The 25,683-nt window shown below is 71.2% G+C and carries 27 protein-coding genes and 2 tRNA genes; 7 read left to right on the top strand and 22 right to left on the bottom strand.

What is annotated here, in order from left to right; genetic code table 11:
- Positions 1 to 64 precede the first annotated feature (64 nt).
- The 7 genes from rnc to AB0H84_RS13440 form a co-directional block, all read right to left on the bottom strand.
- A complete protein-coding gene (gene rnc / locus AB0H84_RS13470) occupies positions 65 to 784 on the bottom strand; it encodes a ribonuclease III (protein WP_344992999.1) in 720 nt (239 codons plus the stop codon).
- Positions 785 to 1,004: 220 nt separating this feature from the next.
- On the bottom strand, positions 1,005 to 1,184 hold the full coding sequence (gene rpmF / locus AB0H84_RS13465) for a 50S ribosomal protein L32 (protein ID WP_139632166.1): 180 nt from the start codon (positions 1,182 to 1,184) through the stop codon (positions 1,005 to 1,007).
- 1 nt (position 1,185) lies between these two features.
- Positions 1,186 to 1,755: a YceD family protein gene (locus AB0H84_RS13460; RefSeq protein WP_357602806.1), complete on the bottom strand. Its 570-nt coding sequence runs from the start codon at positions 1,753 to 1,755 to the stop codon at positions 1,186 to 1,188.
- A gap of 53 nt (positions 1,756 to 1,808) precedes the next feature.
- Positions 1,809 to 2,285, bottom strand: a complete 477-nt coding sequence (gene coaD, locus AB0H84_RS13455; protein ID WP_357602802.1) for a pantetheine-phosphate adenylyltransferase — start codon at positions 2,283 to 2,285, stop codon at positions 1,809 to 1,811.
- A 14-nt stretch (positions 2,286 to 2,299) separates the two neighbouring features.
- Positions 2,300 to 2,866, bottom strand: coding sequence for a 16S rRNA (guanine(966)-N(2))-methyltransferase RsmD (rsmD, locus tag AB0H84_RS13450; protein ID WP_357602799.1), 567 nt, complete (start codon positions 2,864 to 2,866; stop codon positions 2,300 to 2,302).
- A gap of 262 nt (positions 2,867 to 3,128) precedes the next feature.
- Positions 3,129 to 5,306 (bottom strand): ATP-dependent DNA helicase RecG, encoded by a 2,178-nt coding sequence (gene recG / locus AB0H84_RS13445; protein WP_357602796.1) that lies wholly within the window; start codon positions 5,304 to 5,306, stop codon positions 3,129 to 3,131.
- A gap of 91 nt (positions 5,307 to 5,397) precedes the next feature.
- Positions 5,398 to 6,945: a DAK2 domain-containing protein gene (locus tag AB0H84_RS13440; RefSeq protein ID WP_357602793.1), complete on the bottom strand. Its 1,548-nt coding sequence runs from the start codon at positions 6,943 to 6,945 to the stop codon at positions 5,398 to 5,400.
- Positions 6,946 to 7,140: 195 nt separating this feature from the next.
- On the opposite strand from AB0H84_RS13440, the gene rpmB reads away from it, so the two are divergent.
- The gene (gene rpmB, locus AB0H84_RS13435; protein WP_354909561.1) at positions 7,141 to 7,326 is read left to right on the top strand and encodes a 50S ribosomal protein L28; all 186 of its coding nucleotides are present in this window, start codon (positions 7,141 to 7,143) and stop codon (positions 7,324 to 7,326) included.
- A 419-nt stretch (positions 7,327 to 7,745) separates the two neighbouring features.
- On the opposite strand, the gene thiD is transcribed toward rpmB, so the two are convergent.
- The 3 genes from thiD to AB0H84_RS13420 form a co-directional block, all read right to left on the bottom strand.
- Positions 7,746 to 8,531 carry a bifunctional hydroxymethylpyrimidine kinase/phosphomethylpyrimidine kinase gene (gene thiD, locus AB0H84_RS13430; protein ID WP_357602791.1) on the bottom strand — a complete coding sequence of 262 codons (786 nt, stop codon included), beginning with the start codon at positions 8,529 to 8,531 and terminating at the stop codon, positions 7,746 to 7,748.
- Between the two features lie 17 nt (positions 8,532 to 8,548).
- Positions 8,549 to 10,168, bottom strand: coding sequence for a hypothetical protein (locus AB0H84_RS13425; RefSeq protein ID WP_357602788.1), 1,620 nt, complete (start codon positions 10,166 to 10,168; stop codon positions 8,549 to 8,551).
- A gap of 269 nt (positions 10,169 to 10,437) precedes the next feature.
- A complete protein-coding gene (locus tag AB0H84_RS13420) occupies positions 10,438 to 11,397 on the bottom strand; it encodes a thiamine-phosphate kinase (RefSeq protein ID WP_357603050.1) in 960 nt (319 codons plus the stop codon).
- A 53-nt stretch (positions 11,398 to 11,450) separates the two neighbouring features.
- Here AB0H84_RS13420 and AB0H84_RS13415 point away from each other — a divergent pair, with 53 nt between their 5' ends.
- The gene (locus AB0H84_RS13415) at positions 11,451 to 11,684 is read left to right on the top strand and encodes an Lrp/AsnC ligand binding domain-containing protein (protein ID WP_344991475.1); all 234 of its coding nucleotides are present in this window, start codon (positions 11,451 to 11,453) and stop codon (positions 11,682 to 11,684) included.
- Positions 11,685 to 11,697: 13 nt separating this feature from the next.
- A complete protein-coding gene (locus AB0H84_RS13410) occupies positions 11,698 to 12,129 on the top strand; it encodes a DUF3515 family protein (RefSeq protein WP_357602785.1) in 432 nt (143 codons plus the stop codon).
- A 76-nt stretch (positions 12,130 to 12,205) separates the two neighbouring features.
- Here the strand turns inward: AB0H84_RS13410 and AB0H84_RS13405 are convergent, their stop codons facing one another.
- From AB0H84_RS13405 to AB0H84_RS13395, 3 genes are all read right to left on the bottom strand, one after another.
- Positions 12,206 to 13,300 (bottom strand): D-alanine--D-alanine ligase family protein, encoded by a 1,095-nt coding sequence (locus AB0H84_RS13405; RefSeq protein WP_357602783.1) that lies wholly within the window; start codon positions 13,298 to 13,300, stop codon positions 12,206 to 12,208.
- Positions 13,301 to 13,375: 75 nt separating this feature from the next.
- Positions 13,376 to 14,386, bottom strand: coding sequence for an NAD(P)H-dependent glycerol-3-phosphate dehydrogenase (locus tag AB0H84_RS13400; RefSeq protein ID WP_357602780.1), 1,011 nt, complete (start codon positions 14,384 to 14,386; stop codon positions 13,376 to 13,378).
- A 4-nt stretch (positions 14,387 to 14,390) separates the two neighbouring features.
- Entirely contained in the window at positions 14,391 to 15,047 is a 657-nt protein-coding gene (locus tag AB0H84_RS13395) for a lysophospholipid acyltransferase family protein (protein WP_357602777.1), read from the bottom strand.
- Between the two features lie 134 nt (positions 15,048 to 15,181).
- Here AB0H84_RS13395 and cofC point away from each other — a divergent pair, with 134 nt between their 5' ends.
- Positions 15,182 to 15,817, top strand: coding sequence for a 2-phospho-L-lactate guanylyltransferase (gene cofC, locus AB0H84_RS13390; RefSeq protein ID WP_357602774.1), 636 nt, complete (start codon positions 15,182 to 15,184; stop codon positions 15,815 to 15,817).
- A 20-nt stretch (positions 15,818 to 15,837) separates the two neighbouring features.
- Here the strand turns inward: cofC and AB0H84_RS13385 are convergent, their stop codons facing one another.
- Entirely contained in the window at positions 15,838 to 17,049 is a 1,212-nt protein-coding gene (locus AB0H84_RS13385) for an MFS transporter (protein ID WP_357602771.1), read from the bottom strand.
- Positions 17,050 to 17,105: 56 nt separating this feature from the next.
- On the opposite strand from AB0H84_RS13385, the gene AB0H84_RS13380 reads away from it, so the two are divergent.
- Positions 17,106 to 17,345, top strand: coding sequence for a hypothetical protein (locus AB0H84_RS13380; protein ID WP_357602768.1), 240 nt, complete (start codon positions 17,106 to 17,108; stop codon positions 17,343 to 17,345).
- An 87-nt stretch (positions 17,346 to 17,432) separates the two neighbouring features.
- Here the strand turns inward: AB0H84_RS13380 and AB0H84_RS13375 are convergent, their stop codons facing one another.
- The 4 genes from AB0H84_RS13375 to leuC all read right to left on the bottom strand — a co-directional run bounded on the left by AB0H84_RS13375 (position 17,433) and on the right by leuC (position 20,025).
- Positions 17,433 to 17,732 carry an HU family DNA-binding protein gene (locus AB0H84_RS13375; protein ID WP_344991495.1) on the bottom strand — a complete coding sequence of 100 codons (300 nt, stop codon included), beginning with the start codon at positions 17,730 to 17,732 and terminating at the stop codon, positions 17,433 to 17,435.
- Positions 17,733 to 17,831: 99 nt separating this feature from the next.
- A complete protein-coding gene (locus tag AB0H84_RS13370; protein ID WP_357602765.1) occupies positions 17,832 to 18,059 on the bottom strand; it encodes a hypothetical protein in 228 nt (75 codons plus the stop codon).
- Positions 18,038 to 18,625 (bottom strand): 3-isopropylmalate dehydratase small subunit, encoded by a 588-nt coding sequence (gene leuD / locus AB0H84_RS13365; RefSeq protein ID WP_357602762.1) that lies wholly within the window; start codon positions 18,623 to 18,625, stop codon positions 18,038 to 18,040. Before leuD ends, AB0H84_RS13370 begins: the two co-directional genes overlap by 22 nt.
- Before the next feature lie 14 nt (positions 18,626 to 18,639).
- Positions 18,640 to 20,025 carry a 3-isopropylmalate dehydratase large subunit gene (gene leuC, locus AB0H84_RS13360; protein ID WP_357602759.1) on the bottom strand — a complete coding sequence of 462 codons (1,386 nt, stop codon included), beginning with the start codon at positions 20,023 to 20,025 and terminating at the stop codon, positions 18,640 to 18,642.
- 126 nt (positions 20,026 to 20,151) lie between these two features.
- Here leuC and AB0H84_RS13355 point away from each other — a divergent pair, with 126 nt between their 5' ends.
- Both AB0H84_RS13355 and AB0H84_RS13350 read left to right on the top strand, forming a co-directional pair.
- Positions 20,152 to 20,868 (top strand): IclR family transcriptional regulator, encoded by a 717-nt coding sequence (locus AB0H84_RS13355; protein WP_139632184.1) that lies wholly within the window; start codon positions 20,152 to 20,154, stop codon positions 20,866 to 20,868.
- A 58-nt stretch (positions 20,869 to 20,926) separates the two neighbouring features.
- Complete coding sequence (locus AB0H84_RS13350) at positions 20,927 to 22,636, top strand: hypothetical protein (RefSeq protein ID WP_357602756.1); 1,710 nt, start codon at positions 20,927 to 20,929, stop codon at positions 22,634 to 22,636.
- 570 nt (positions 22,637 to 23,206) lie between these two features.
- Here the strand turns inward: AB0H84_RS13350 and AB0H84_RS13345 are convergent.
- The 4 genes from AB0H84_RS13345 to AB0H84_RS13330 form a co-directional block, all read right to left on the bottom strand.
- Positions 23,207 to 23,279, bottom strand: a tRNA-Glu gene (locus tag AB0H84_RS13345).
- A gap of 19 nt (positions 23,280 to 23,298) precedes the next feature.
- Positions 23,299 to 23,374 (bottom strand) — tRNA-Glu (locus AB0H84_RS13340).
- A gap of 134 nt (positions 23,375 to 23,508) precedes the next feature.
- Entirely contained in the window at positions 23,509 to 24,123 is a 615-nt protein-coding gene (locus tag AB0H84_RS13335) for a response regulator transcription factor (protein WP_357602753.1), read from the bottom strand.
- A gap of 39 nt (positions 24,124 to 24,162) precedes the next feature.
- Positions 24,163 to 25,623: a sensor histidine kinase gene (locus AB0H84_RS13330; protein WP_357602749.1), complete on the bottom strand. Its 1,461-nt coding sequence runs from the start codon at positions 25,621 to 25,623 to the stop codon at positions 24,163 to 24,165.
- Between the last annotated feature and the right edge of the window lie 60 nt (positions 25,624 to 25,683).

Below are 25,683 nucleotides of genomic sequence, written 5' to 3'. Positions count from 1 at the left end.
TACGCCCCGGACGCTGCGGGGGACAACCTCATTCTCGCCCTCCGGGCACATCCGGAGGGCCCGTTCAGCCGGCGGGCTGGCTCTCGCGCTGCTCGCGCCTGGCCCTGATGCGGGTCCAGGCCGCCTCGGCCGCCTGCTGCTCGGCCTCCTTCTTGCTGCGCCCGGTGCCCGACCCGTACGACTCGCCGCCCACCCGCACCATGGCCGTGAACGACTTGGCGTGGTCGGGGCCGCTCTCCTCGACGTGGTATTCGGGCACGCCGAGCGCCTCGGAGGCGGTGAGCTCCTGCAGCGAGGTCTTCCAGTCGAGCCCGGCCCCGAGCGAGGCCGAGCGGACGATCAGCGGGTCGAACAGCACGTGCACCACCCGGAACGCCTCGTCGAGCCCCTTGTCGACGTAGATCGCGCCGATCAGCGCCTCGAGGGTGTCGGCCAGGATCGAGGACTTGTCGCGCCCTCCGGTGCCCTCCTCGCCCCTGCCGAGCCGCAGGAACCGGCCCAGGCCCAGGTTTCTGGCCACGTCGGCCAGCGCCCGCATGTTGACCACCGCGGCACGCAGCTTCGCCAGCTGGCCCTCGGGGAGGTCGGGGTGGTTGCGGTAGAGGGTGTCGGTGACCACCAGGCCCAGCACCGAGTCGCCCAGGAACTCCAGGCGCTCGTTGGTGGGCAGGCCGCCGTTCTCGTACGCGTAGGAGCGGTGGGTCAGCGCCCGCTCCAGGATGTCGGGGTCGAGCCCGACCGACAGGACCCGCTCCAGCTCGTCTCTGGCGACCTCCACGGCCACCGGCTTAGGACCTGCGCCCACGTCTTTCCTCCTCGGACATCTTTCGCATGGCGCGCGCCGGCTGCGGAAGATGCCCGAAAACGTGGTGGGCGTCGGGGTAACGCGTAGCCCCGGCGTCCACCACGGCCGCGGGCGAACCGCCGCCGTACGCATCTGAGACGGTAACGCCGACCGAGGCACAATGGCACCCGGTCGGCATCACGTCAAGCGGTCAGACTGATCAGGCGGACGGCTCGATGACCTGACGGCGGTTGTAGGTGCCGCAGGTGGGGCACGCGATGTGCGGCTGCTTGGGCGAACGGCACTGCGGGCAGCTCACCAGGGCGACAGCAGTCGTCTTCCACTGGGAGCGACGGTGGCGGGTGTTACTCCGCGACATCTTTCGCTTCGGGACGGCCACGTCACTTCTCCTGATCGTTATCTTTGTCGGTAACCAGACCTTGCAACGACGCCCAACGGGCATCGATCTTCTCGTGCCGGTGATCCTCGCCGGCCTCGGCCAGCTTGATCCCACACTCCGTGCAGAGCCCTTCGCAGTCCTCGCGGCACACGGGGCTCAGCGGCAGTGCCAGCACCACCGCGTCGCGGAACGTCGGCTCGAGGTCGAGCAGCTCACCGTCGAGCAGTGAGTCCTCCTCCGAGGCGTCCTCGTCGGAGTAGAAGAACAGCTCCTGCAGGTCCACCTCGATCTCCGAGGAGACCGGGTCGAGGCAGCGCGCGCACTCCCCGGCGAGCGGGGCCTGCGCCGTGCCTGACACGAGCACGCCTTCCATCACTGCTTCGAGCCGGAGGTCCAGCTCGACTTCGGCGTCCTTGGGGACACCGATCATGTCGACGCCGAGGTCCGCCGGTGCCGGGAGGGTCAGGGTCATCTGCCGCATCGTGCCCGGCCGCTTTCCGAGGTCATGAGTGGAGATCACCCACGGGGAGCGGGGGTCGAGGTGCTGAGTCATCCTGCTCTCGCTAGGCATGGCGAGACGATCGCCGTCGTACAAGGCCGAAATGAAAGGATAGCAGGTCGCGCTCAGCCCCTGAGCCGCTCGACGAGCAGCTTGTGCACAAGATCGGGTACGAGGCCCGACACGTCGCCACCATATCTGGCGATCTCCTTCACCCTGCTGGAGGACAGGAACGAGTATTCGGGGTTCGTGGGCATGAAAAGCGTCTCGACCCCCGACAGGCGATAGTTCAGCTGCGCCATCTGCAGCTCGTAGTCGAAGTCGCTGACCACCCTGATGCCCTTGACGATGGCGGGGATGTCGTTCTGCTTGCAGAAATCGACCAGCAGCCCGTGGAATTTCCGCACCTTGACGTTCGGAAAGTCCTTGGTCACGGCCTGCAGGATGTCGATTCGCTCGTCCACCGTGAACAGGCTGCTTTTCTCGACGTTGATGAGGACTGCCACGGTCACCTCGTCATACAGGCGGGCGGAGCGGCCGATGATGTCGAGGTGGCCATTGGTGATGGGGTCGAACGACCCCGGGCAGACTACGCGGCGCAAGACGCCTCCCAGGTCTACGGGTTCCCGGCGGCGCGACCGTACCAAACGGACGCTTCGCCATAACGACGGACCCTCTCCTCAACGTAGCCTTCTGGCCACATCAGGGCCTTTCCCCTGCTTTCCCGCTCGAATGCCACCAACGCCTCATCCGACAGCCACCCGTTGTCCCGCAGCAGTTCCAGAACGCGCTGCACTTCGGCGTCGGACGTGGCATAGGGCGGATCGGCGAAAACGATGTCGTACGGCTCGTCAGGCGCCTTCTGGAGCAGCCGCTCGACCTTGTCCGCGATCACCCTGGCGCCTTCGAGGCCGAGCGCCTGGACGTTCGCCTTGATGGTCCGCACGGCCCGGGGGTCGGACTCGACCAGCACGGCCTCCTTCGCCCCTCTGGACAGGGCCTCGAGGCCGATCGCCCCCGACCCGGCGTACAGGTCGATCAGGCGGACGCCGTCGAGCCCGTACAGCGAGTCGAGCGTCAAGAAGATCCCTTCTCTCGCCCTGTCGCTGGTCGGTCTCGTGCCCCGTCCCGGCGGGACCGCGAGCCGCCTGCCACCCGCGCTGCCTGCGATGATCCGCGTCATGTGACCCATTGTTCCGCATGTTCATGCAGGTCAAGAGTGGACAAGTGTCTCCCTCGAGTGCGCAAGGGTGATTCACATCGCCCCGGTCGTTCCGCATGATGAGTTCTGCGGCCTTCAAGGTGACCCACATGGAGGCCGACCGGCGTGATCGTGAGCCCTTCCGCACGCCGGTTCCCTCGGCACCTGACCCGAGGGTGGGCCCAGCCGGGGACGGCATTCGGGGGGAGGCCGTCCCCGCGGCTGGGCCTTTTTTCGTTGCCCGTCAGGTCTTCTCCAGGTATTCGGCCCGCTCGTCGGCCAGCAGCCGGCCGATCTCGGCCCGCAGGCCCTCGTGGGCGGTCAGATCGGGGTCCTCGGCGAGCAGGGCGGCCGCCTCGTCGCGGGCGGTGGCGATCACGTCCTCGTCCCGCAGCAGCTGCAGCAGCTTCAGCGAGGACCGCTTGCCCGACTGCGCCGCGCCCAGCACGTCGCCCTCCCGCCGCTGCTCCAGGTCCACGCGCGACAGCTCGAAGCCGTCCAGGGTGGCGGCCACCGCGTCCAGGCGGGCACGGGCCGGGGTGCCTTCGGGGAAGTCGGAGACCAGGAGGCACAGGCCCGGCAGCCCGCCGCGGCCGACGCGGCCGCGGAGCTGGTGGAGCTGGGAGACGCCGAAGCGGTCGGCGTCCATGATGATCATGACGGAGGAGTTGGGCACGTCCACACCCACCTCGATGACCGTGGTGGCCACCAGGACGTCCAGCTCGCCCCGCGTGAACGAACGCATGATCGCGTCCTTCTCCTCCGGCGGCAGCTTGCCGTGGAGCGTGCCGACGCGCAGGTCGTGGAAGGGTCCGCTCTTCAGCAGCTCGGCCACGTCGAGGACCGCGAGCGGCGGGCGGCGCTCGTCGTCGCCGCCGGCCGCCGCCAGGTCGCCCTCGTCGCCCTCCAGGTCGCCGATGCGCGGGCACACGATGTACGCCTGCCGCCCGAGTGCCACCTCCTCCCGCACCCGCTGCCACGTGCGTTCGAGATAGTGCGGCTTCTCGGCCGCCGGGACGACGTGCGTGGTGATGGGGGCGCGACCGGCCGGCAGCTGCGACAGCGTCGAGACCTCCAGGTCGCCGAAGACCGTCATGGCCACCGTGCGCGGGATCGGGGTGGCCGTCATGACCAGGACGTGCGGCCGCCCGCCGCCCGCCTTCTCGCGCAGCGCGTCACGCTGCTCGACCCCGAACCGGTGCTGCTCGTCCACCACGACCAGCCCCAGATCGGCGAACTGCACGTGCTCCTGGAGCAGCGCGTGCGTGCCCACGACTATCCCCGCCGTGCCCGAGGCGGCGTCGAGCAGGGCCGAGCGGCGCGCGGCGGCACCCATCGAGCCGGTCAGCAGCGTGACCGCCGTGCCCCCGAACATGCCCCCCTGCGCCAGATCGCCCAGCATGGTGGTGATCGAGCGGTGGTGCTGCTGGGCCAGCACCTCCGTGGGCGCCAGCAGCGCCGCCTGGCCGCCCGCGTCGACCACCTGGAGCATCGCCCGCAGCGCCACCACCGTCTTGCCCGCGCCGACCTCGCCCTGCAGCAGCCGGTGCATCGGGTGCTCGCCCGCGAGGTCGGCGGCGATCTCCTCGCCGACCTGCGCCTGCCCCTCCGTCAACGAGAACGGCAGCCGCGCGTCGAAGTCGGCCAGCATGCCGCCGGGACGCCTGGGCCGCGCCTTGGCGGGCAGCGCGCCGGCGGCCTGGCGCCGCTGCAGCAGCACGGCCTGCAGCACGAACGCCTCGTCGAACTTGAGTCTCTTGCGCGCCCGCCCCACCTCGGCGAAGTCCTTCGGCCGGTGGATGGCCACCAGCGCGTCGCCCAGATCCTGCAGGCCGTGGCGGGCCCGCAGCTCGGCGGGCAGCGGGTCGTCGAGCGGGCCGAGCGTGTCGAGCACGACGCCGACCGCGCGCCTGATCGCCCACGGCGTGAGGTCCTTGCCCGCCGGATAGATCGGCACCGGCGCCGACGCGAACTCCTCCGCGCTCGCCTCGCTCTCCTCGAACAGCTCGAACTCCGGGTGCGTGAGCTGCCAGCGCGGGCTCGTACGCGACCCGAACAGCCCCACCTTGCCCGCGAACATGCCCCGCCGCCCCGGCTTGAGCCGCGACTCCGCCACATGGGAGCCCTTGCCGAAGAACGACAGGTAGATCTTGTTGCCGTTTCCGTCGACGACCTCGACCTCCAGCCAGGTGCCGCCGCGGTTGCGCATGGGCTTGCGCATGAGCCTGGTCACCTCGCCGACCACGGTGACGTGCTCGTCGACCTCCAGCGCGTCGAGCGAGGTCAGCTCGCCGCGCTCGGCGTAGCGGCGCGGGTAGTGGCGCAGCAGGTCGCCGACCGTCTCCAGCTCGAGCACGCTCTGCAGGAGCTTGGCGGTCTTCGGGTCGAGCGCCTTCGTCAGAGGCTCGTCGAAACGGCTCACGGCATTAAGTTCTACCGCCTCGGCCCGACAGGAATCCCGCTCATCGGCCCGGCGTCACATCACTCGACGCCGATCAGGAGCCGGTGGCCCCTCACTCCACGCCGATCAGCAGCGGGTAACCGCCCTGCTCGCCGTCGTACACGACCAGGTCCACGTCCGGCCGCGTCCGTCCCAGGTGCTCCTCCAGCCGCTCGGCCAGCCCGTGCGGCGCCTCCGAGCCCGTGACCACGGTCACCAGCTCGCCGCCGCCCGCCACCATCCGGTCCACGACCATGGTCGCCACCCGGTCGATCGAGCCGCCGATCATTGCGACGTCCCCGTCGATCATGCCGAGCACGTCCCCCGGGTGGCACACCCCCGCGCTCGTGACCGCCTCACGGTCCGCCACCGTCACGTGGCCGTACCGCGTGTGGCCCGCGGCGTCGGTCATCGCCACCACGTCGTCGTCGAAGCGGCGCAGCGGATCGTGCACGGCCAGGGCCGCCAGCCCCTGCACGGTCGCCTCCGTGGGCAGCACGCTGACCGTGACCCCGTCCTCACGGGCGATCTCCGCGGCCGCGGCGGCGATCGACCTGACACCCTCGTCGTTCGGCAGGACCGCGACCTCGCTGCCGGCCTGCCTGATCGCGGCCAGCATGGCGGAGAGCGTGGGCCGCGTGCCGGGCGCGCGCCGTACCACGACGGCGCCGCACTCCTCGAAGAGCGCCGCGATCCCGTCCCCTGCGGCCACCGCCACCACGCCCCTGCCCGCGCTGCCGCGGTGGGTGCGCTCGGCCAGGTACGTGATCCGGATCCGGTGCGGCCGCCCGGCCCGCACGCCCGCCTCCACGGCGGGACCCGCCTCGGCCACGTGGACGTGCACGTTCCACAGGCCCCCGCCGCCGACCACGACGAGCGAGTCGCCCATGGCGTCGAGCTCCTCGCGCAGCGCGGCCACCGCGGCGTCGTCGGCCTCCAGCAGGTACATCACCTCGTACCCCGCGCCCACCTCGGTCATCGGCGAGACCTTGGCGGTCGGCGCCGGCACGTCGTAGTGGTCGGTGTAGGAGTCGGTGATCACGGCGGCCAGCGTCTCCAGCACGATCGCCGCCCCCGCGCCGCCCGCGTCCACCACGCCGCTGCGGGCCAGCACCTCCAGCTGGCCGGGCGTGCGGCGCAGCGCGGCGCGGGCCTCACCCGCCGCCTCCCGCGCCACCCCTGCCAGATCGTCCCCGTCCATGTCCTGTACGGCTCGCGCGGCCGACTCCAGCACGCTCAGCACCGTGCCCTCCACCGGCCTGGCCACCGCCTCCCTGGCCAGCACGGCGGCCCGGTGCAGCCCGGCCCGCAGGTCGGGGCCCTCCTTCAGCACCTCGGCGAGACCGCGTAACGCCTGGCTGACGATCACCCCTGAGTTGCCGCGGGCCCCGACCAGGGCGCCGTACGAGAGCGTCTGCCACATCACGGCCGCGTCCACGTCATCGGGCAGCGACTCGACGGCCTCGGCCGCGGAGAGCATGGTCAGGTGGAGGTTGGTGCCGGTGTCGCCGTCGGCCACCGGGAACACGTTGAGCGCGTCGATCTCCGCTCTGGCCCGGCCCAGCGCCTCGGCGGCCAGGCGGGCCCAGCGGCGCACCGCGGGCGGGTCGAGGATCTTCATCTACGCCCTCCCGGCCCCGATGCGCTACCGTTGTCGAAGGAGAATATCGCCGCCGGGCCTGCGGTCCAGCGCTCCAGTTCGCGCCCATCGGTGTGGATCGGATATTCTCGTCTGGCTGGCCGGTTGTCCCGGCATGCCCTCCGCCCGGAAAGCATCAGCGGACAGGGCTACATCGACTGTTTTAAGGAGCGAACCGTGGCTTCCGTCTGCGATGTCTGCCGCAAGGGCCCGACCTTCGGCAACAACGTGTCCCACTCCCACCGCCGTACCCGTCGTCGTTGGAACCCCAACATCCAGACGGTTCGCGCGGTCGTCGGCGGCACGCCGAAGAAGCTGAACGTGTGCACCTCGTGCATCAAGGCGGGCAAGGTCGCCCGCTAGTCCACGCTTTCTCGCGCAAGCCCGTCGCTCCTAGCGGAGCCGCGGGCTTGCGCGTTTTCGTTTCCCGGCACGGCCCCATGCGTCGCCGGCCGGCCGGTCAACGGGGCATCCGCGACGGCTCAACGGGGCATAGGCGACGGCTCATCGGGGCTACGGACGGCTACCCCCTGGCCACCACCACTCCGAGCGCCTGCACCGTGCCCGCCGCCTGCGCCCCGTCCCGGGGAGAACCCGCCCGTCCGGCGGGACGCGGCCCGGCACGCCCTCCTGAATCCCGACGCGGCCAGCGTCCTCCCACGGACGCCACGAGCGTGCGTCCCGACGCAGCAGCGCCCTCCCACAGACGCCACGAGCCCGACACCGGCGGCGCCGGGCGCTTTGGCGGTGGGCGGCCCGTAGAAGGGCTCAGGGATCGGCGGTCAGCGCCAGCGCCAGGCGTGGTCCACCGGTCCGATGCCGCCGCCCAGGGGGAAGCCACGGGCGATGGCGCCCGTCACGTACTCCTTGGCCTTGCCCACCGCCTCCGGCACGTCGTCACCCAGCGCGAGCCGGGACGCGATGGCGGAGGCCAGGGTGCAGCCCGTGCCGTGGGTGTGGCGGTTGTCGAGGCGTTCGGCGGTGAAGCGGTATTCGCTGGTGCCGTCCGTGAGCAGGTCGACCGGCGCCCCGGGCAGGTGGCCGCCCTTGATCAGCGCCCAGGTGGGCCCCAGCTCCAGCACGGCGTCCGCGGCCTGCCGCAGCCCGTCCTCGTCCTCGACCTTGACGGAGGTGAGCTGCTCCACCTCCCACAGGTTCGGCGTCACCACGGTGGCCACGGGCAGCAGCCGCGTCCGGACCGTCTCGACGGCCTCGGGGGCGAGCAGCGCGTCGCCGTGCTTGGACACCCCTACAGGGTCCACGACCACCGGGGCAGGGTACGAGCCGAGCACACCGGCCACCGTCTCGACCAGGACGGGAGAGGCCAGCATGCCGGTCTTCACCGCCTGCGCGCCGATGTCGCCGAGCACCGAGTCGAGCTGCGCCCGCACGGCCTCGGGCGGCAGCTCCCAGTAGCCCTGGACGCCCAGCGAGTTCTGAGCCGTCACCGCGGCGATGACGCTCATGCCGTGGACGCCCATGGCCATCATGGTCTTCAGGTCGGCCTGGATGCCCGCGCCGCCTCCTGAGTCGGAGCCGGCGACGGTCAGCACGCGGGGAGGAGTCATATCCCCCATCCAACCACTCAGCTGACGGCGCAGGCCCCGCTGACCAGCCCGCAGTTCGCGGCCTTCTCGCCCTTGCCCGTGGCGGTGAACGAGACGGCGACCGAGTCGCCCGCCGCCAGCGACGCCGACAGGTCGAGGATGAGCAGGTCGCCGTCCTGCGTCCACTGGGCGCCGGACACGCTCATGACCTTGCCCTCGACCGGGACGGACACGGTGGGGTTGTCGATCGTCTGCCGGGACGTGTTCGAGAGCGTCATGTCGGCCTTGTAGCTGAGCACGCCCTGCCTGATGACCTGCCGGACGTTCATCGAGCCGGCGCCGGAACCGAAGATGCCCGTAGCGGTGGGGGCGGGCGTGGCGCCGCTGGTGGGCGCGCCGCCGGTGTCGGAGTCGTCCAGCGTCGACGGCTCCTCGGTCGGGGACTCGGACACGCTCTCCTCGACGGGCGGCTGCGTCGAGTCCTCCGTCGGCTGCCTGGACGTCTTCACCTTGGTCTTGGTGGGCGTCGGCGTGGCGGACGAGGTGCGCCGCGGCGTGCGGGCGCTGTACGAGGCCGTCGCCGACGGGGTCGTGGAGGGCTGGGTGTCCTCCTCGGACGGCTCCTCCGTCGGCTCCTCCGAGGGCTCGGTCTGCTCGTCGCTCGGCTGGGCGACCTCGGGGCCCGGCTGGTTATTGGTCGCCTGTACGGCGGCACAGGCCGAACCCGCGCACTTGGCGGGATCGCTCGACGAGCTCATGAACTTGACGCCCGCCACGGTGCCGCCCAGCACGACGGCCACGGCGGCGACCGACAGCAGCGCCACCCGGCCCTTGCCTCCCCCGGAGGAGGGCGCGGCGAGCACGTCGTCGCCGCCGCCACCGCGTCCGCCGTTACGGCGCCCGCGGCGGCCCTTGGGCTCCTCCGGCTCGTCGGGGCCGCCGTCCGGCGACCAGTCGGGGCCGAGGAACCCGGTCTCGGCGTTCGCCCAGGCGGGCGCCTGCACGGCCGTCGGCTCCCCGGCCACCTTGACGTCGCCCGGCTCGGGCGGGCCGGGCGACTGAGGAACGTCGAACCGTCCGGTACGGTCGCCCTGGGGCCCGGCGAAAGCGTCACCCGGCACATCGGGACCGTTGAGAAAGGCCGTGCGCTCAGAGGGACCGGGCGCGTCCGGGCCGTCGAAAAAGGCCGTCCGCTCCGAAGGACCAGGCGCATTCGGACCATCGAAAAAGGCCGTCCGCTCCGAAGGACCAGGCGCATTCGGACCATCGAAGAAAGCCGTCCGCTCCGAAGGACCAGGCGCATTCGGACCGTCGAAGAAAGCCGTCCGCTCCGAAGGACCAGGCGCGTCCGGGCGGTCGAAGAAGCTCGTGCGCTCCATGGGCCCGTCAAAAGGACCCGGCGGGTCGAAGGGGCCCCGTTCGGCGCCAGGGCCCGGGTGGTCGGCGGGAGGGCCCCACTCCGACGGGCGGACGAAGGCGCCCGTCGTCTCGAACGGCCCGGCCTCCTCCCCTGAGCCCTGCGGCGGGAAGGCACGCGCGGGATCGTTGGCCGGGGAGATGCCGCCGGCGAGGTCGTTGGGCAGCGCGAAGGCCCCGGTGGTCTCGAACGGCTCGGGCTGCGGCCCGCGCGGCGGCGGCCCGTCGGTGCGCCGCGGCATGGGAGCCCACTGGCCTGTCACCTCGGGCGCGTCCGGCAACGAGGGCCAGCCAGGCGGCTCGGCCTGCTCGTCAGGACCCCAGAATGCGCTGTCGCTCCCCCGTTCTTCCCCGTCGTCGGATCCACCTGTGCCGTGGCGGCCCATGGCTGCCCTTTCTCGCGGTTACAGTGGCCGCCAATCTTCATAACACCTTCGCTAGACCGTTGTCACAACAATCCCGGTAGTCCCACCTCAAATCAGGAAAATGTCACGTAAATCGGGACAAGCTGTCACCGAAAGTGATCCCAGCCCCGCCGGCCGATCTCGCGCCCCCGCACCAGAACGCCCTCGCCCTCGGCCACCCGGCCCACGACCTGCCACGATGGCGGCAGCCGTACCTCTGAGGGGAAGACCGCGGCGAGCGCGTGGTCCTCACCGCCCGTGAGCACCCACTCCAGCGGGTCGGACCCCAGCTCCTTGGCCGCGACCGCCACGGGCTCCCCCACCGCGAACGCCCCCGGATCCAGCTCGATACGCACGCCGCTGGCCTCGGCGACGTGGCCGAGGTCCTGCAGCAGCCCGTCGCTGACGTCCAGCATCGCGCTCGCGCCCAGCGCCGCCGCCTGCGGCCCCATCGCGTACGGAGGACAGGGCCGCCGATGCGCGACCACGGCCTCCTCGAGAACGGCGTTCAGCGGCACACCAGCCTCCAGCAGCGCCCACCCGGCGGCGGCGTACCCCAACCGGCCGGTCACCGCCACCACCTGCCCGGGCCTGGCCCCCGAGCGCGTCACGGGCGCCCGTCCGCCCAGGTCGCCCAGGGCGGTCACGCCGATGACCACCAGGTCGCACCTCGTGATGTCGCCCCCGGCCACGCTCGCCCCGACCACGGCGCACTCCTCACGGAACCCGTCCGTGAGGTCGTCCAGCCACGTCAAGGGGAGGTCAGCGGGCATGCCCAGCCCGACCACGATGGACGTCGGCTGTGCGCCCATGGCCGCCACGTCGGCCAGGTTCTGGGCCGCGGCCTTGCGGCCCACGTCATAGCCGCTGGACCAATCGCGCCGGAAGTGCCTACCTTCGATCAGCAGATCCGTTGAGACCACCACACGGCCGTCGGACGCGCCGATGACAGCGGCGTCGTCACCCGGGCCTAGCATCACCGCCGCGCCCTGGGGCAGACGTCCGGTAATACGATTTATCACTCCGAACTCGCCGAGATCTCCGACTGTGATGACGCACCTCCAGATGCACACAGGGTACGGTGGCCCTTCGGCGTGATCCAATCGCCTGGGAGGACGTGATGGTGCAGGCCTACATCCTTATTCAGACCGAGGTCGGCAAGGCTGCCGCGGTGGCTCAGGAGATTTCCGGGATTCCCGGCGTCACCCAGGCTGAAGACGTGACGGGACCCTACGACGTCATCGTGCGCGCGGAGGCCAACAACGTCGACGAGCTGGGCAAGCTCGTGGTGGCCCAGATTCAGGCAGTGGAGGGCATCACGCGTACTCTTACCTGTCCGATCGTTCACATCTGAAAGTAGTCGTCGCATGCGTGCCGCCGCCGTCCTGCTTCTTCTCCTGGCACTCGCCGGTTGCGGCGGCACCGTGCAGGTCGATCCGCCCAGGCCCCAGGGCGACGCGGTGGCGGCCTGCGACAAGCTGGCGGCGCTGCTGCCCCAGACGCTCGACGGCGCCGGGCGTGGCACTTCCACACCGCGGTCGCCGTACGTGGCCGTCTGGGGCGATGCGGCCATCGCGCTGCGCTGCGGCGTGCCCAGGCCGGCCAAGATGGCGCCCACCGACCAGCTCCAGGAGGTCGGCGGGGTGGGCTGGTTCGCCGATCCGGACCGGCCCGCCCTGTTCACCGCGGTGACGGACACGGCCTACGTGGAGGTCACGGTCGGCGGCGACCACGTGCCCGCCGAGGTGCTCGCGGACCTGTCGAAGCCGATCTCCCAGGTCTCCACGCCGCCCCGCTGAACCGTCGCCGCAGCGAGAGCTGGACGAGACGTCGACGCAGTTCCGTCGGCTGTGACGGCGCGGACTGGACGAGACGTCAACGCAGCCCCGTCGGCCGTGACAGCGCGAGCTGGATGAGCCGGTCGACCAGCGCCGGGTAGTCCAGGCCCGAGGCGGCCCAGAGCTGCGGCGCCACCGACAGCGACGTGAAGCCGGGCATGGTGTTGATCTCGTTGAGGACCAGCTCGCCGTCGGGCGTGTAGAAGAAGTCCACCCGCGCGAGCCCCTCGCAGTCGAGCGCCTCGAACGCGCGTACGGCCAGCGCCCGCAGCTCCGCGGCCGTCTCCTCGGGAATGTCGGCGGGCACGGTGAGCGACATCTGGTCGGGGTAGTACTTCGCCTCGAAGTCGAAGAACTCCTGACCGCCCTCGACCCGCACCTCGCCGGGCACCGACGCCACCGGCGGCTCGTCGCCGAGCGACTCCAGCACCGCGCACTCGATCTCGCGGCCCGCGATCGCCGCCTCGATGAGCACCTTGGGGTCGTGCTGCCTGGCGAACTCCACGGCCGCCTCCAGCTCCGCCAGGTCGGAGGCCTTGGAGATGCCCTGCGACGAGCCGGCCCTGGCGGGTTTGACGAACACCGGCCAGCCGAGCGTCTCCGCCTCCTTGAGCACGCGGCCGCGGTCGAGCCGCCAGTCGCGGTCACGTACGACGACGTAGCGGCCGGTCGGCAGCCCCGCGGCGGCCATCACGGTCTTCATGTACGCCTTGTCCATGCCGACGGCGCTGGCCAGCACGCCGGAGCCGACATAGCGCACCCCGGCCATCTCCAGCAGCCCCTGAATGGTGCCGTCCTCCGCGAAGGGCCCATGCATGACCGGGAAGACCACGTCCATGCTGCCGAGCTCCACGGGGATGCTGCCCGAGTCGTACGCCACCAGCGAACTCCCCCCGGACGGCAGCGCCAGCGCCGCGCCCGAGGTGTCGACGACGGGCAGCTCGCCCGACTCGATGGCGAACCGCTGGTCGGAAGCGGCCAGCACCCACCTGCCGTCCTGGGCGATCCCGATGGGGATCACCTCGTACTTGCTCCTGTCGATCGCATCCAGCACGCTGCCCGCGCCCATCAGGGACACGGCGTGCTCAGAATTGCGACCTCCGAAAACGACGGCAACGCGTGGCTTGCTCATGGTGTCCGAATCTACCGGGGGTGTCCCGGTCACAGCGAGCCGAGCACGCCGTAATCAGGTCTTTCACCCAGTGTGTTAGATGCCGTACCGCTCCGGCTTGGGTGAGCGGGACATGAGCAGCATGCCCGCCTCTGCGGGAGACATGCCGTCGTGCACCACACCGACGACGACCTCGGTGATCGGCATCTCGACGTCGTGCTTCCTGGCCAGCTCCAGGACCGACTCGCAGGACTTCACGCCCTCCGCGGTCTGCTTGGTGGCGGCCACCACCTCGTCGAGGGTCATGCCCCTGCCCAGGTTCTCGCCGAAGGTGCGGTTGCGCGACAGCGGCGAGGTGCAGGTCGCCACGAGGTCGCCCATCCCGGCGAGCCCCGCGAACGTGTGCTGGTCGGCCCCGAGCGCCGCGCCCAGGCGGGAGATCTCGGCCAGCCCCCTGGTGATGAGCATGGCGCTGACGTTGTCGCCCATGCCCATGCCCGCGGAGACGCCCACGGCCAGCGCGATCACGTTCTTCACGGCGCCGCCGAGCTCGACGCCGACCACGTCGGGATTGGTGTACGGGCGGAACCACGGCGGCAGGTGGCAGATCGCCTGGAGACGGGCGGCGACCGACTCGTCGGTGCAGGCGACGACCGTGGCGGCGGGCTGGCGCGCGGCGATCTCCTTGGCCAGGTTGGGACCCGAGACGACCGCGACGCGCTCCTCGGGCACCTCGGCGACCTCGCGGATGACCTCGCTCATCCGCTTGGTCGTGCCCAGCTCGATGCCCTTCATCAGGCTCACCAGGACCGCGTTCGGCGGGATGTGCTCGCGCCAGGCGGCGAGGTTGGGCCGCAGCTGCTGCGACGGCACGACCAGCACCACGAACTCGGCCCCGTCGAGGGCCCGCGCCGGGTCGGTCGTGGCGCGCAGCTTCTCGGGGAGCGAGACGCCCGGCAGGTAGTCGGGGTTCGCGTGGTCGCGGTCGATCGCATCGACCAGCTCCTGCCTGCGTCCCCACAGCGTGACCTCGTTGCCGGCCTCCGCGAGGATCATCGCGAACGTGGTGCCCCACGAACCCGTGCCGAACACGGCCACCTTCGTCATGCCATCACCGCCTGGACGGATCGTAGGGAGTCTCGGGACCCTTCTCGCCGCGCAGCTCGGCGAGCTGCTCGGTGATGGCCGCCATGATGTCGGCCGTCGCCTCGCGCAGCACGTCCGCGTGCATCGGCCTGCCCTCGTACTTCGACAGGTCCACCGGGGGCCCCACCATCACGTGGAAAGTCTTGCGCGGGAACAGTCTGGGCTTCTTCTCCCCATAGGGCAGCAGCTCATGCGCGCCCCAGTGGGCCACCGGGATGACCGGCGCGCCGCTCTCCAGCGCCAGCCGGGCCGCGCCCGTCTTGCCCACCATGGGCCACAGGCCGGGATCGCGGGTGCAGGTGCCCTCGGGGTAGAACAGGATCGCGCAGCCGTCCTTGAGGCGCTGGGCGGAGACGTGCAGTGACTTGGCCGCCTCGGCGCTGCCGCGGTAGACGGGGATGGCGAGCAGCCCCCTCACGGCGCTGCCCAGGAACGGCACCTTGAACAGCGCGGCCTTGGCCAGGATCACCGGCCAGCGGCCGTTGTTGTAGAGGAAGTGGGAGAGCAGGACGGGATCGGTCCAGGAGAGATGGTTGGCCGCGATGATCACGCCGCCGGTGCGCGGGATGCGCTCCCCTCGGCGCCAGTCCCTCTTGACCAGGAGCCGGGACAGTGGTTTCACGATAACTACTGCCAAGGTTTCCCAGAAACGCGACGGGCGCGTGGGGCGGCTCATGGACTCCTCCAACACTTACGGGGTGCGCCCCAAGTCTCCCGGGTGGCCGCGCGGGATGTCGAGGCGGGATCCTTAAGACTATGAGCATCCGCTGGTCCCTGGTGATCCCCGTGAAGACGCTGGTCGCGGCGAAGACGCGGCTGGCCGCGGCGACGGGTCCGCATCGCACCCGGCTGGCGGTGGCGGTGGCCAGCGACACCGTGGCGGCGGCGCTCGCGTGCGCGCACGTCGCCCGGGTGATCGTGGTGACGGCCGATCCCGCCGCCGCCGGGCCGCTGGCCGCGCTGGGGGCCGAGGTCGTGCCCGACCCGGACCGCGGGCTGAACACCGCCTTGCGGACGGGGGCCGCCCACGCCGTACGCGTCGCGCCCGGCGACGCGGTCGGCGCCCTCCAGGCGGACCTCCCTGCCCTGCGCTCGTCGGAGCTGGGGATGGCGCTGGCCGCGGCGGCCGAGCTGGACCAGGCGTTCGTGCCGGACGCCCTCGACGTCGGGACGACCTTCTACGGGGTACGGCCCGGGATGCCGTTCACGCCGAGGTTCGGCGGGGAGTCGCGGGCCAGGCACCTGGCGGGCGGGGCCAAGGAGCTCTGCCTGTCGGGGATCGAGTCCGTACGGCGTGACGTGGACACGCCCGACGACCTGCGCGCGGCCATCGCGCTGGGCCTCGGCCGGCACACGGCCGCGGTGGTCGCCGAGCTGTGGCCCTCCTCATGAGAGCCGGGCTCTGGCCCTCCTCATGAGAGGGGCACGGGCGCCTTCCTGATGGCGGGCGAGGTCACCACCGCCAGATGTGCCAGGCCGGTCAGGGCCACGCCCGCGGCGAAGACCGCGTAGCCGCCGAGCCACTCCCCCAGCGCGCCGCCGATCAGGCCGCCCAGCGGGAACGCGCCCCACATCAGGAAGCGCATGCTGGCGTTGACCCGGCCGAGCAGGTGTTCAGGGGTGATGCGCTGACGGTAGCTGAGCTGGGCGATCCCGAAGATCGAGCTGACCACCCCGAACAGCGCCGCGGCCACCGGGTAGATCAGCAGCCGCCAGCCGGGGCCGGTCGCCAGCGCGGGCAGGTAGAGCAGGGTCGCCAGGACGGCGGAGCCGTACAGGGTGCGGCCGGTGCCGAAGCGGGCCGTGACGCGGGTCACCAGCGCGGCGCCCACGATGGAGCCGGCGGCGGCGGCCGACAGCAGCAGCCCGTACAGGCCCGAGCCGAGGTCGAGCTGCTTGAACAGGTAGAGCGGCAGGCCCACCGCGCAGATGCTGTTGGCCATCATGGCCAGCGCGCCGTTGACCGCGATCCTGCGCAGGACCCGCTCCTTGGCGACGAACGTGATGCCCTCGGCCACCTCGTGCCGCAGTAACCTGCGCTCGCCGCGCCGCGGGCTCTCCTGAGCCCGCACGCCCGACAGCAGGAGCGCGGAGAGGAGATAGCTGACGGCGTCGGCGAGCAGCGCGATCGGCGCGGTGAGCGCCGCCACCATCCAGCCTCCGACGCCCGGCCCCGCGAGCATCGAGGCGTTCCTGGTGACCTCCAGGGCGCCGTTGCCGCGTTCGAGGCGCTCCTTGGTCACGATGGCGGGCAGGAAGCTCATGTGGGCGACGTCGAAGAAGACCGTGCCCACGCCCAGCACCAGGGCGACGGCGTAGAGCTGGGGCAGCGTCAGCACGCCGAGCCAGGCCGCCACCGGGATGGACAGCAGCGCCACGCCGCGCGCCACGTCGGACCAGATGAGGATCGGGCGGCGTCGCGCCCGGTCCACCCACACGCCCGCGGGCAGACCGATCAGCAGGAAGGCGAGCATCTCGGCCGCCGACAGCAGGCCGAGCTGGAACGCTCCGGCATCCAGCACCTCGAGCGCCGTCAGCGGCAGGGCCACGACCGTGACCTGGGTGCCCATCTGCGTGACACCGTTCGCCCACACGAATCGCCAGAAATCGCCCGCACGCACCATGACAAGGGATCTTTCTTACCTCGCAGGGATGAGGCAAACGAATTACGCTGATCTGCGTGCAGGGGACGGTACGCAGCTTCGACGAGGCCACGCGCTCGGGCACGGTGTTCCTGGACGACGGGACCGTGCTGGAGTTCGGCACGCCCGCCTTCGACGCGGGGCCGCTGCGGCTGCTGCGCACGGGCCAGCGGGTCAACCTCGCGGTGGCCGGCGAGGAGATCACCTACATCACGCTCTCGACCTTCCCGGTCCCGGCCGCATTCGCCCCGCCGCGCCCCGCGGACGACGCCGAGTAATCGAAGGCCGAGAGGCCGGCTCCCGGCGGATTGCGCGGGGAAAAGCGAACGCCCGGGCCGAGGCCCGGGCGTGCAGCTGCGCTGAGACTACTTCTTCTTTCCGACTTTCTTGCCGCCCTGGTTGACCAGCTCCTTGAAGTCGGATCCCGGGCGGAACTTCGGCCCCCAGCTCTCGGGAACGTTGATTTCCGCGCCGGTGGACGGGTTCCTGGCCGTGCGGGCGGGCTTGTTCACCATCTCGAACGCGCCGAAGCCCGTGATCGAGACCTTGTCGCCGCTGGCCACGGCCTTCTGGATGGCGTCGATGACCGCGTTTACGGCCTCGGTGGCCGTCTTCCTGTCGCCCACCCGATCCGCGATGGCCTCGACGAGTTCTCGCTTGTTCATGAAAGTCCTGCTCCCCCAGTTACGGCTCGGGGTTCCAGCTCACGAGTTCGACGTAGAAACCCCTTACGCGGTCGAAAGTAGGCTGGATCGCGGGGGAACTCAATCACCGAAGGTGTTTTCCTCACTACGTGGCGTGTCGAGCGAGGCCAGAAAGGCGTCAAGGCGGGCGGCGGCCCTTTCCGGATCCCGCTTCGCCAGGTCGCAGATCGCGAGGTAACGACGGGCCAGCCGGGCCTTCTCGCTCGCGGGAAGCATGCGGACGCGGCGGTGCGCCTCGCGCAACCGCCGCGCCAGTTCGTCGTCTTCTAGACGGTCGTCGGCAGCCATGGCTGCCGACCATTCTCGTACGCCGCCACTTCGTCGGCGTGACGCAGGGTCAGCCCGATGTCGTCAAGGCCCTCCATGAGCCGCCAGCGGGTGTAGTCGTCGATCTCGAACGGCACGACCTCGCCGGCCCAGCGGACCTGGCGTTCGACCAGGTCGACGGTGACCTCCAGCTTCGGGTCCGCCTCGACGGCCGCCTGCAGGGCCTCAACCTTGTCGCCCGGCAGGATGACCGGCAGCAGGCCCATCTTCGTGGAGTTGTTCCGGAAGATGTCGCCGAAGCGGGGGGCGATCACGACGCGGAACCCGTACTGCTGCAGTGCCCAGACCGCGTGCTCGCGCGAGGAGCCGGTGCCGAAGTCGGGACCGGCGACGAGGATCGAGCCGCCCTCGTAGGACGGGTCGTTCAGCACGAACGTCGGGTCCTCGCGCCAGGCCGCGAACAGGCCCTTCTCGAAGCCGGTGCGGCTGACCTGCTTGAGCCAGACGGCCGGGATGATCTGGTCGGTGTCCACGTTGCTGCGGCGCAGCGGCACCGCCGTACCGGTGTGGGTGGTGAAAGCGTCCATGGGAAGTGGCTCCTTTAGAGGTCGGCGGGCGCGGTGAGGCGGCCGGTCACGGCGGTCGCGGCGGCGACCTGCGGCGACACCAGGTGGGTGCGGCCACCCTTGCCCTGGCGGCCCTCGAAGTTGCGGTTGGAGGTGGAGGCGCTGCGCTCGCCGGGCTGGAGCGTGTCGGGGTTCATGCCGAGGCACATCGAGCAGCCCGCCTCGCGCCACTCGGCGCCGGCGGCCTTGAACACCTCGTGCAGCCCCTCCTGCTCGGCCTGCAGCTTGACCAGCATCGAGCCAGGCACGATCAGCGTGCGGGTCTTCACCTGACGGCCGCGCAGGATCTCGGCGGCCGAGCGCAGGTCCTCGATGCGGCCGTTGGTGCACGAGCCGACGAACACCGTGTCGACCTCGATCTCGCGCAGCGGCGTGCCGGCGGTCAGGCCCATGTACTCCAGGGCCCGCTCGGCGGCCGAGCGCTCGACGGGGTCGGAGAAGCTCTCCGGGGCCGGGACGGACTCGCCCAGCGGCAGGCCCTGCCCGGGGTTGGTGCCCCACGTGACGTACGGGGTCAGCGTCGAGGCGTCGATCTCCACGACCTTGTCGAAGACGGCGTCGTCGTCGGTGCGCAGCGACTTCCAGTATTCGACGGCCTGGTCCCACGCCTCGCCCTCGGGCGCGTGCGGGCGGCCCTTGAGGTACTCGAACGTGGTCTCGTCCGGCGCGATCATGCCGGCGCGGGCGCCCGCCTCGATCGACATGTTGCAGACCGTCATCCGGCCCTCCATGGAGAGCTTGCGGACGGCCTCGCCGCGGTACTCGACGATGTAGCCCTGGCCGCCGCCGGTGCCGATCTTGGCGATGATGGCCAGGATCAGGTCCTTGGCCGTGACGCCCGTGGGCAGCTCGCCGGAGACCTCGATGGCCATCGTCTTCGGCCGGTACGCGGGCAGCGTCTGCGTGGCGAGCACGTGCTCCACCTCGGAGGTGCCGATGCCGAACGCGATGCCGCCGAACGCGCCGTGCGTGGACGTGTGGGAGTCGCCACAGACGATCGTCATGCCCGGCTGCGTCAGCCCGAACTGCGGGCCGATGATGTGCACCACGCCCTGACCGGCGTCGCCCATCGGATGGAGCCTGATGCCGAACTCGGCGGCGTTCTTGCGCAGCGTCTCGACCTGCGTCTTGGACACCGGGTCGGCGATCGGGCCGAGCACGGTCGGCACGTTGTGGTCCTCGGTGGCGATCGTGAGATCGGGCCGCCGCACCTTCCGGCCGGCGAGACGGAGCCCGTCGAACGCCTGCGGGCTGGTCACCTCGTGAATGAGGTGCAGGTCGATGTAGAGCAGGTCCGGTTCGCCCTCGGCGCGCCGGACTACGTGTTGCTCCCAGACCTTTTCGGCCAGTGTGCGGCCCATGATTCTTCCTCCTGTTTGTCAGCGATGCACCATCGCACCACTGCCTCGAGGCTCAATCTCCCCTGCCGTGGAGTGGAGTTTGCCCCCGACTTGCTTTCTCATATGTCGAGACGGCAGTATCGGTGTATGGACAACTCTAGCGGAGTCGGAGTACTCGACAAGGCCGTTCTTGTACTCAATGCCCTCGAAGCGGGACCCGCTTCACTGGCGCAGCTCGTCCAGGCCACCGGTCTGGCCCGCCCCACGGCCCATCGGCTGGCCGTCGCACTTGAGCATCACCGCATTGTGAGTCGTGACACACAGGGCAGATTCGTCCTCGGCCCGAGACTTTCCGAGTTGTCCACAGCGGCCGGCGAGGACCGGCTGCTCGCGGTGGCCGCGCCCGTGCTGATGCAGCTGCGCGACCTCACCGGAGAAAGCGCGCAACTTTACCGCCGCCAGGGCGACGAGCGCGTCTGCGTGGCCGCCGCCGAGCGCGCCAGCGGCCTGCGCGACACCGTGCCGGTCGGCTCCGCGCTGCCCATGACGGCGGGTTCGGCGGCGCAGATCCTGCTGGCCTGGGAGGAGCCGGACCGGCTGCACCGGGGGCTGCGCGGCGCCAAGTTCAGCGCCGCCACCCTCGCCTCCGTACGGCGCCGCGGCTGGGCCCACAGCGTCGGCGAGCGCGAGCAGGGGGTGGCCAGCGTGTCGGCTCCCATCAGGGGCAGCGGCGGCAAGGTGATCGCCGCCGTGTCGGTCTCCGGCCCCATCGAGCGGCTCACGAGGGCCCCTGGACGGCTCCACGCGGTGCCCGTGATGGCGGCCGCCGAACGTATAACGGAGGCAATGCGTCGCACGTCATGATCGGAGAAAGCAGGTATTTGGGGAGCCGACTGCCTCGTGGGCGCACTAGCCTGAGTGGGTGACAGATCGCATCGAGGTAGCCGCCACTGAGCTGCGACCCCTGCTCGAAGAGTTCATCATGTGGGCGCGTGCGAACGCGCCCGGAAGCGACCCCGAGCTCGTGGGGCCTGCCGCACTCTGGCACCGTCTCGCCTTCTCGCAGGACCTCGGCACCTGGAAGCGCGCCGACCTGCGTAACCTGCTGCTCGATCGCATGCCCAAGGTCGTGGAGGATCCCGACGCCGCCGCCGACGGGATGCTCCCGGCCGTGGACGCGTACCTGACGTTCCTCTCCCAGACCGGCAGGCTGGCCAAGGGCTCGGACTCCCTCGCCGATCTGCAGGCGGAGCTGGACGACGTCGAGGACGAGTTCGTCGACCTCATGGAAGAGCTGCTGGACGACGCCGAGGGCGACGACGAGGAGGACGAGGTCGGCGACCTTGGCGATTTCGAGTCGTTCGCGGACGAGCTCGCCGATCTCGACACGATCCGGTTGCGGCCCGACTCGGAGCTGGCCGAGGCGGCCCGGCAGGCGCCGCTGGTGGCCAAGGCCCGCGACCTCGCCCTGTGGGTGGGGTCGGGCCGCCGGGTCGGCGAGGACACCCTGCTGACCGACGCCGAGGTGGAGGAGGCGCTGGCGGCCGTCGGGCTGCCCAGGCCCGAGACCGACGGCCCGATCGCCGAGGCGGTCCCGCAGCTCTGGAACATCTGGAACCTGGCCGTGGACCTGGAGTTCCTCCAGCCCGGCGAGGGCAACACGGTGGCGGTGCAGGACGACACGTCGGAGTGGCCGTTCGACGACGACGAGGACGTGCTCGACGCCTGGATGCTGGGTCTGCACTCGGTCGACTACGGCGACCCGGAGCTGGACGACGAAGACCTCACGATGGCGCTGACGGGCCTGACGCGGGGCCTGCTGATACGCCTGCTGCTGGCGGGCGGCGCGCGTGCCCGCGAGGAGCTGGCACAGGACCTGGCCGAGGCCGCGGCCGACCTCGACGAGCTGGGGGCGGACGCGTGGGAGGCGGCGGGCGACCCGCTGACGCCCGCGATCGACTGGCTGATCGGCTACGGCATGGTCGAGGTCGACGGCGACACCGTCCGGCTGACGCCGCTCGGCACCGAGGGCGTCGTCCACCTGGTGGACGACGCCGACATCGAGGTCGACGCGCGGCCCGCGATCGAGTCCATGAGCGCCCACGAGCTGCTGGCGCTCAGCGCGGAGCTGCCGGAAGACGAGGCCGACGCGGAGTTCGCGGCGTGGATGCGCCTGCGGGAGCCGGAGAAGGCGGCCGAGGAGCTGCTGGAGGCGGCGGCCGAGGACGAGAGCGACGCGCTGATCAGGGTGCAGGCGGCCAGCGTGGTCGGCACGCTGGGCGAGGCCGCCGTCCCGGCCTGGCAGGCGGCGCTCAAACAGCCCTCGCTGCGGCCCTACGCCGCCACCCACCTGAGCCAGCTGGAGATCGAGGGGGCGCCCGAGCCCACCCAGGACGACACGCACTGGTTGATCCTGGACATGTGGACCATCTCCGCCGGTCTGGGGCGGTCGGAGTTCGTGAGCAGCCTGCGGGACATCGGGCCCGAGATGGTCAACAGCCTGCTCGAGGTGGTCTGGCGGATCCCGCACGCGCACGTGGAGGAGCTGCTGGACCTGATCTCCCAGGTCCACCCGGACAAGCAGGTCGCCAAGGCGGCCCGCCGCGCCCTCTTCAAGGCCCGCTCGGCGTGAACCGCCACTGCTGATTGATCAAGGCCCTCGCCATCGCTCTTCCAGGCGAGGGCCTTCCTCATCGCAGGACGAGCCGGCGCCCTCGACGACCTGCCGGAGCCCATCCCACCGGGACGCCCCAGTCCGGACGACGCCACCTCAGCACCCCCTCACAGGCGCAACCTCAGCACCGCCCTCACAGGGCGCAACCTCAGCACCGCCCTCACAGGGCGCAACCTCAGCACCGCCCTCGCAGGGGTGCAGCTCCCGCAACGCCCTCACAAGGCGCAGCCTCAGCACCGTCTCCTGCAGCGCCGTGTGGCGTTGTCCGGCCCCACAAGGGCGCGGCTGCGCTGGACCGGCCGTGGGCGTCTGGGAGGGCTGCGCGTCGATGGCTGTCGAGAGCCTCAGGGCTGGTGTGGCGCTGTCCGGACCCACGGGTGCGCAGCCGCCCCCGACGCACGGGCGCCCCGGCGGCCTGCCCGTTGCCTGCGCGCCCGTGCGTCTATGCCGCGGGCCGATGAAGCCGTTCTTCGGCCGGAAAAGCAGAACGCTCCGGGGCTGTACGCACCGGAGCGAGTGGAGTAGACGTAGTCCCGACCGGATTCGAACCGGCGCTACCGCCTTGAGAGGGCGGCGTCCTGGGCCACTAGACGACGGGACCTTCGCGAGCTTGTGACAAGTGGTAGTCCCGACCGGATTCGAACCGGCGCTACCGCCTTGAGAGGGCGGCGTCCTGGGCCACTAGACGACGGGACCCTGTCCACAAGCTGCTGGTGCCGGGTCTCCCCGGCAACGCAGGTAACTCTACCGCACCCCGGAGACCACACCAAACCGCTTATGAGCCCATCAGATCGGCCCTGCGGCGGCGCTTCGGAGCTCGAAAGAGGCGGTCAGTGGGTCAGGAGGCCGCGGCGGTAGGCCTCGGCGACGGCGGAGGCGCGGTCGCGGACATCGAGCTTGGCGTAGATGTGCAGCAGGTGCGTCTTGACGCTGGCCTCGCTGATGAACAGGCCGGCCGCCGCCTCCTTGTTCGTCGCTCCCCCGGCCACGAGGCGGAGCACCTCCAGCTCGCGCTTGCTGAGCGTGCCTCTGGACGGCTTGCGGAGGTGGTCGGCGAGACGGCCGGCCGCGGCGGGAGCGAGGACGGTCTCGCCCCTGTGGGTGGCTCTGACGGCACGCACCAGCTCCTCCGCAGGGGCGTCCTTCAGCAGGTAGCCAGTGGCGCCCGCCTCGAGGGCGGGCAGGACGTCGGTGTCGAACGTGGTGAGCACCAGCACCCGCGGGCCCGTGCCGCGCAGGCGGCGGATGGCGGTGACGCCGTCCATGCCGGGCATGCGCAGGTCCATGAGGACGATGTCGGGCTGGAGCTCGGCGGCCAGGCGGACGGCCTCCGCGCCGTCGGCCGCCTCTCCGATGATCTCGAGGTCGGGCTCCGTGCCGAGTGCCGCGCGCAGGCCGTCGCGCACGATGGGGTGATCGTCCGCGATCAGCAACCTCACCGGCATACGTCCCACTCCCCCGGTTGATCGTCTCCGGTCAGCCTCTCATCCATCGCCCTCTCCGGAGGGCGATCGGCCGCCTCGGAGGTCCGGCGGCCCCACCTCGGACTCGACCGGACCTCGCCCGGCTCCTCCGCGGACACCGCCGGCCTCCTCGGGAGGATCCTCGGCCGGGATGGCGGGAATGGCGCCGGCCTCCTCGCGAGGGTCCTCGGCCGGGATGGCGGGGACAGCGCCGGCTGTCTCGGGAGGGTCCTCGGCAGGGATCGCGGGAATGGCGGCGGCCACGGCTGTGCCCTGGCCCGGTTCGGATTCGATGGCCAGGGTGCCGCCGACGCCGCGGACGCGCTGCCGCATCCCGTCGAGGCCGAAGCCGTCAGCGGCCTTCTGCGGGTCGAATCCGCGCCCGTCGTCGCGAATGTCGAGGAGGACCGTTTCGTCCGTGTACGACAGCGTGAGGCCCGTCCGGGTGGCCCTGGCGTGCTTGGCGACATTGGCCAGCGCCTCCTGGGCGACGCGGAACAGCGTGGCCTCCACGTCGGCGGCCAGCGCGACCGGGGTGCCGGTGATCTCGAGCACGAGGTCCACGCCGGCCGACCGTGACCACGACTCGGCCATGGTGCCGATCGCCTCGGGGAGTCCCGCGTCCTCCAGCGGCTCGGGACGCAGGGCGCGTACGGATCTGCGGGTCTCGGACAGGCTCCGGCGGGCCAGTTCGGCGGCCTGGTCGAGGTGGCGGCGGCGCGCGGTGGCCAGGGAGGCGCGGTCGGCGGCGTCGAGCTGGCCGATCAGGGCGACGAGGTCCTGCGCCACCGTGTCGTGGATCTCGCCCGCCACGCGGTGCCGCTCGTCGAGCACGCCCGCCTTCCTGGCCTGGTCGAGCAGCCTGGCGTTCAGGTCGGCGTTCTCTGCCATGGCGGCACGTAGCCGCTCGACCAGGCGGCGGCGCTTGTCGTGCTCGCCCGCGACGTACCAGCCGGCGATGACCAGTGGCAGCGCCACGCCCGCGATCACGGTGAGCAGAGTGTCTCCCGCGCCCGGCCCCGCCTGGGCGGTCACGTTGACGAGGGCGGTCAGCGTCACCCCCGCCATGACCAGCCGGGCCGGGAGCATGGCGATGGCCACCGGGTAGCCGATGGCGGAGAACAGGAGGAAAGCGGGGCTCGCGGCGGCCAGCGCGCCCGCGAGGGCGATCAGGACGAGATAGTGCACCGCGACCAGCACGCGGTGCCGGTCGCGGCGAGGGTGCAGCCACGCGATCGGCGCCACCCACACCGCCGCGACCGACGCCGGCACCGGCCATCCCGTCACGGAGCCCGCGGCCAGGGCGCCGGTGGCGGGGCCGGCCGGCGACGAGAGCCAGGTCAACAGCGGCCCCGCCGGCCAGCGAAGCTGCGGCCAGGACGCGGCGGCGGGTGCGAGGGCGGCCGCGGTCGCGGAGATCGCGAGCAGTGCGTACGCGAGCCCCAGGAACGCCCAGCGCTCACGGCCGTCGAGCCAGCTCATGACGTCAAGCCTGGCACGTCATCGACCGATCGGTGGATGTCGGGCATCCACCGACCGACG

Source organism: Nonomuraea sp. NPDC050786, from assembly GCF_040654115.1.
Taxonomy (GTDB): Bacteria; Actinomycetota; Actinomycetes; order Streptosporangiales; family Streptosporangiaceae; genus Nonomuraea.
The sequence above is the reverse complement of the archived record's forward strand: the minus strand, read 5'-3'. Positions and strand labels throughout refer to the sequence as shown.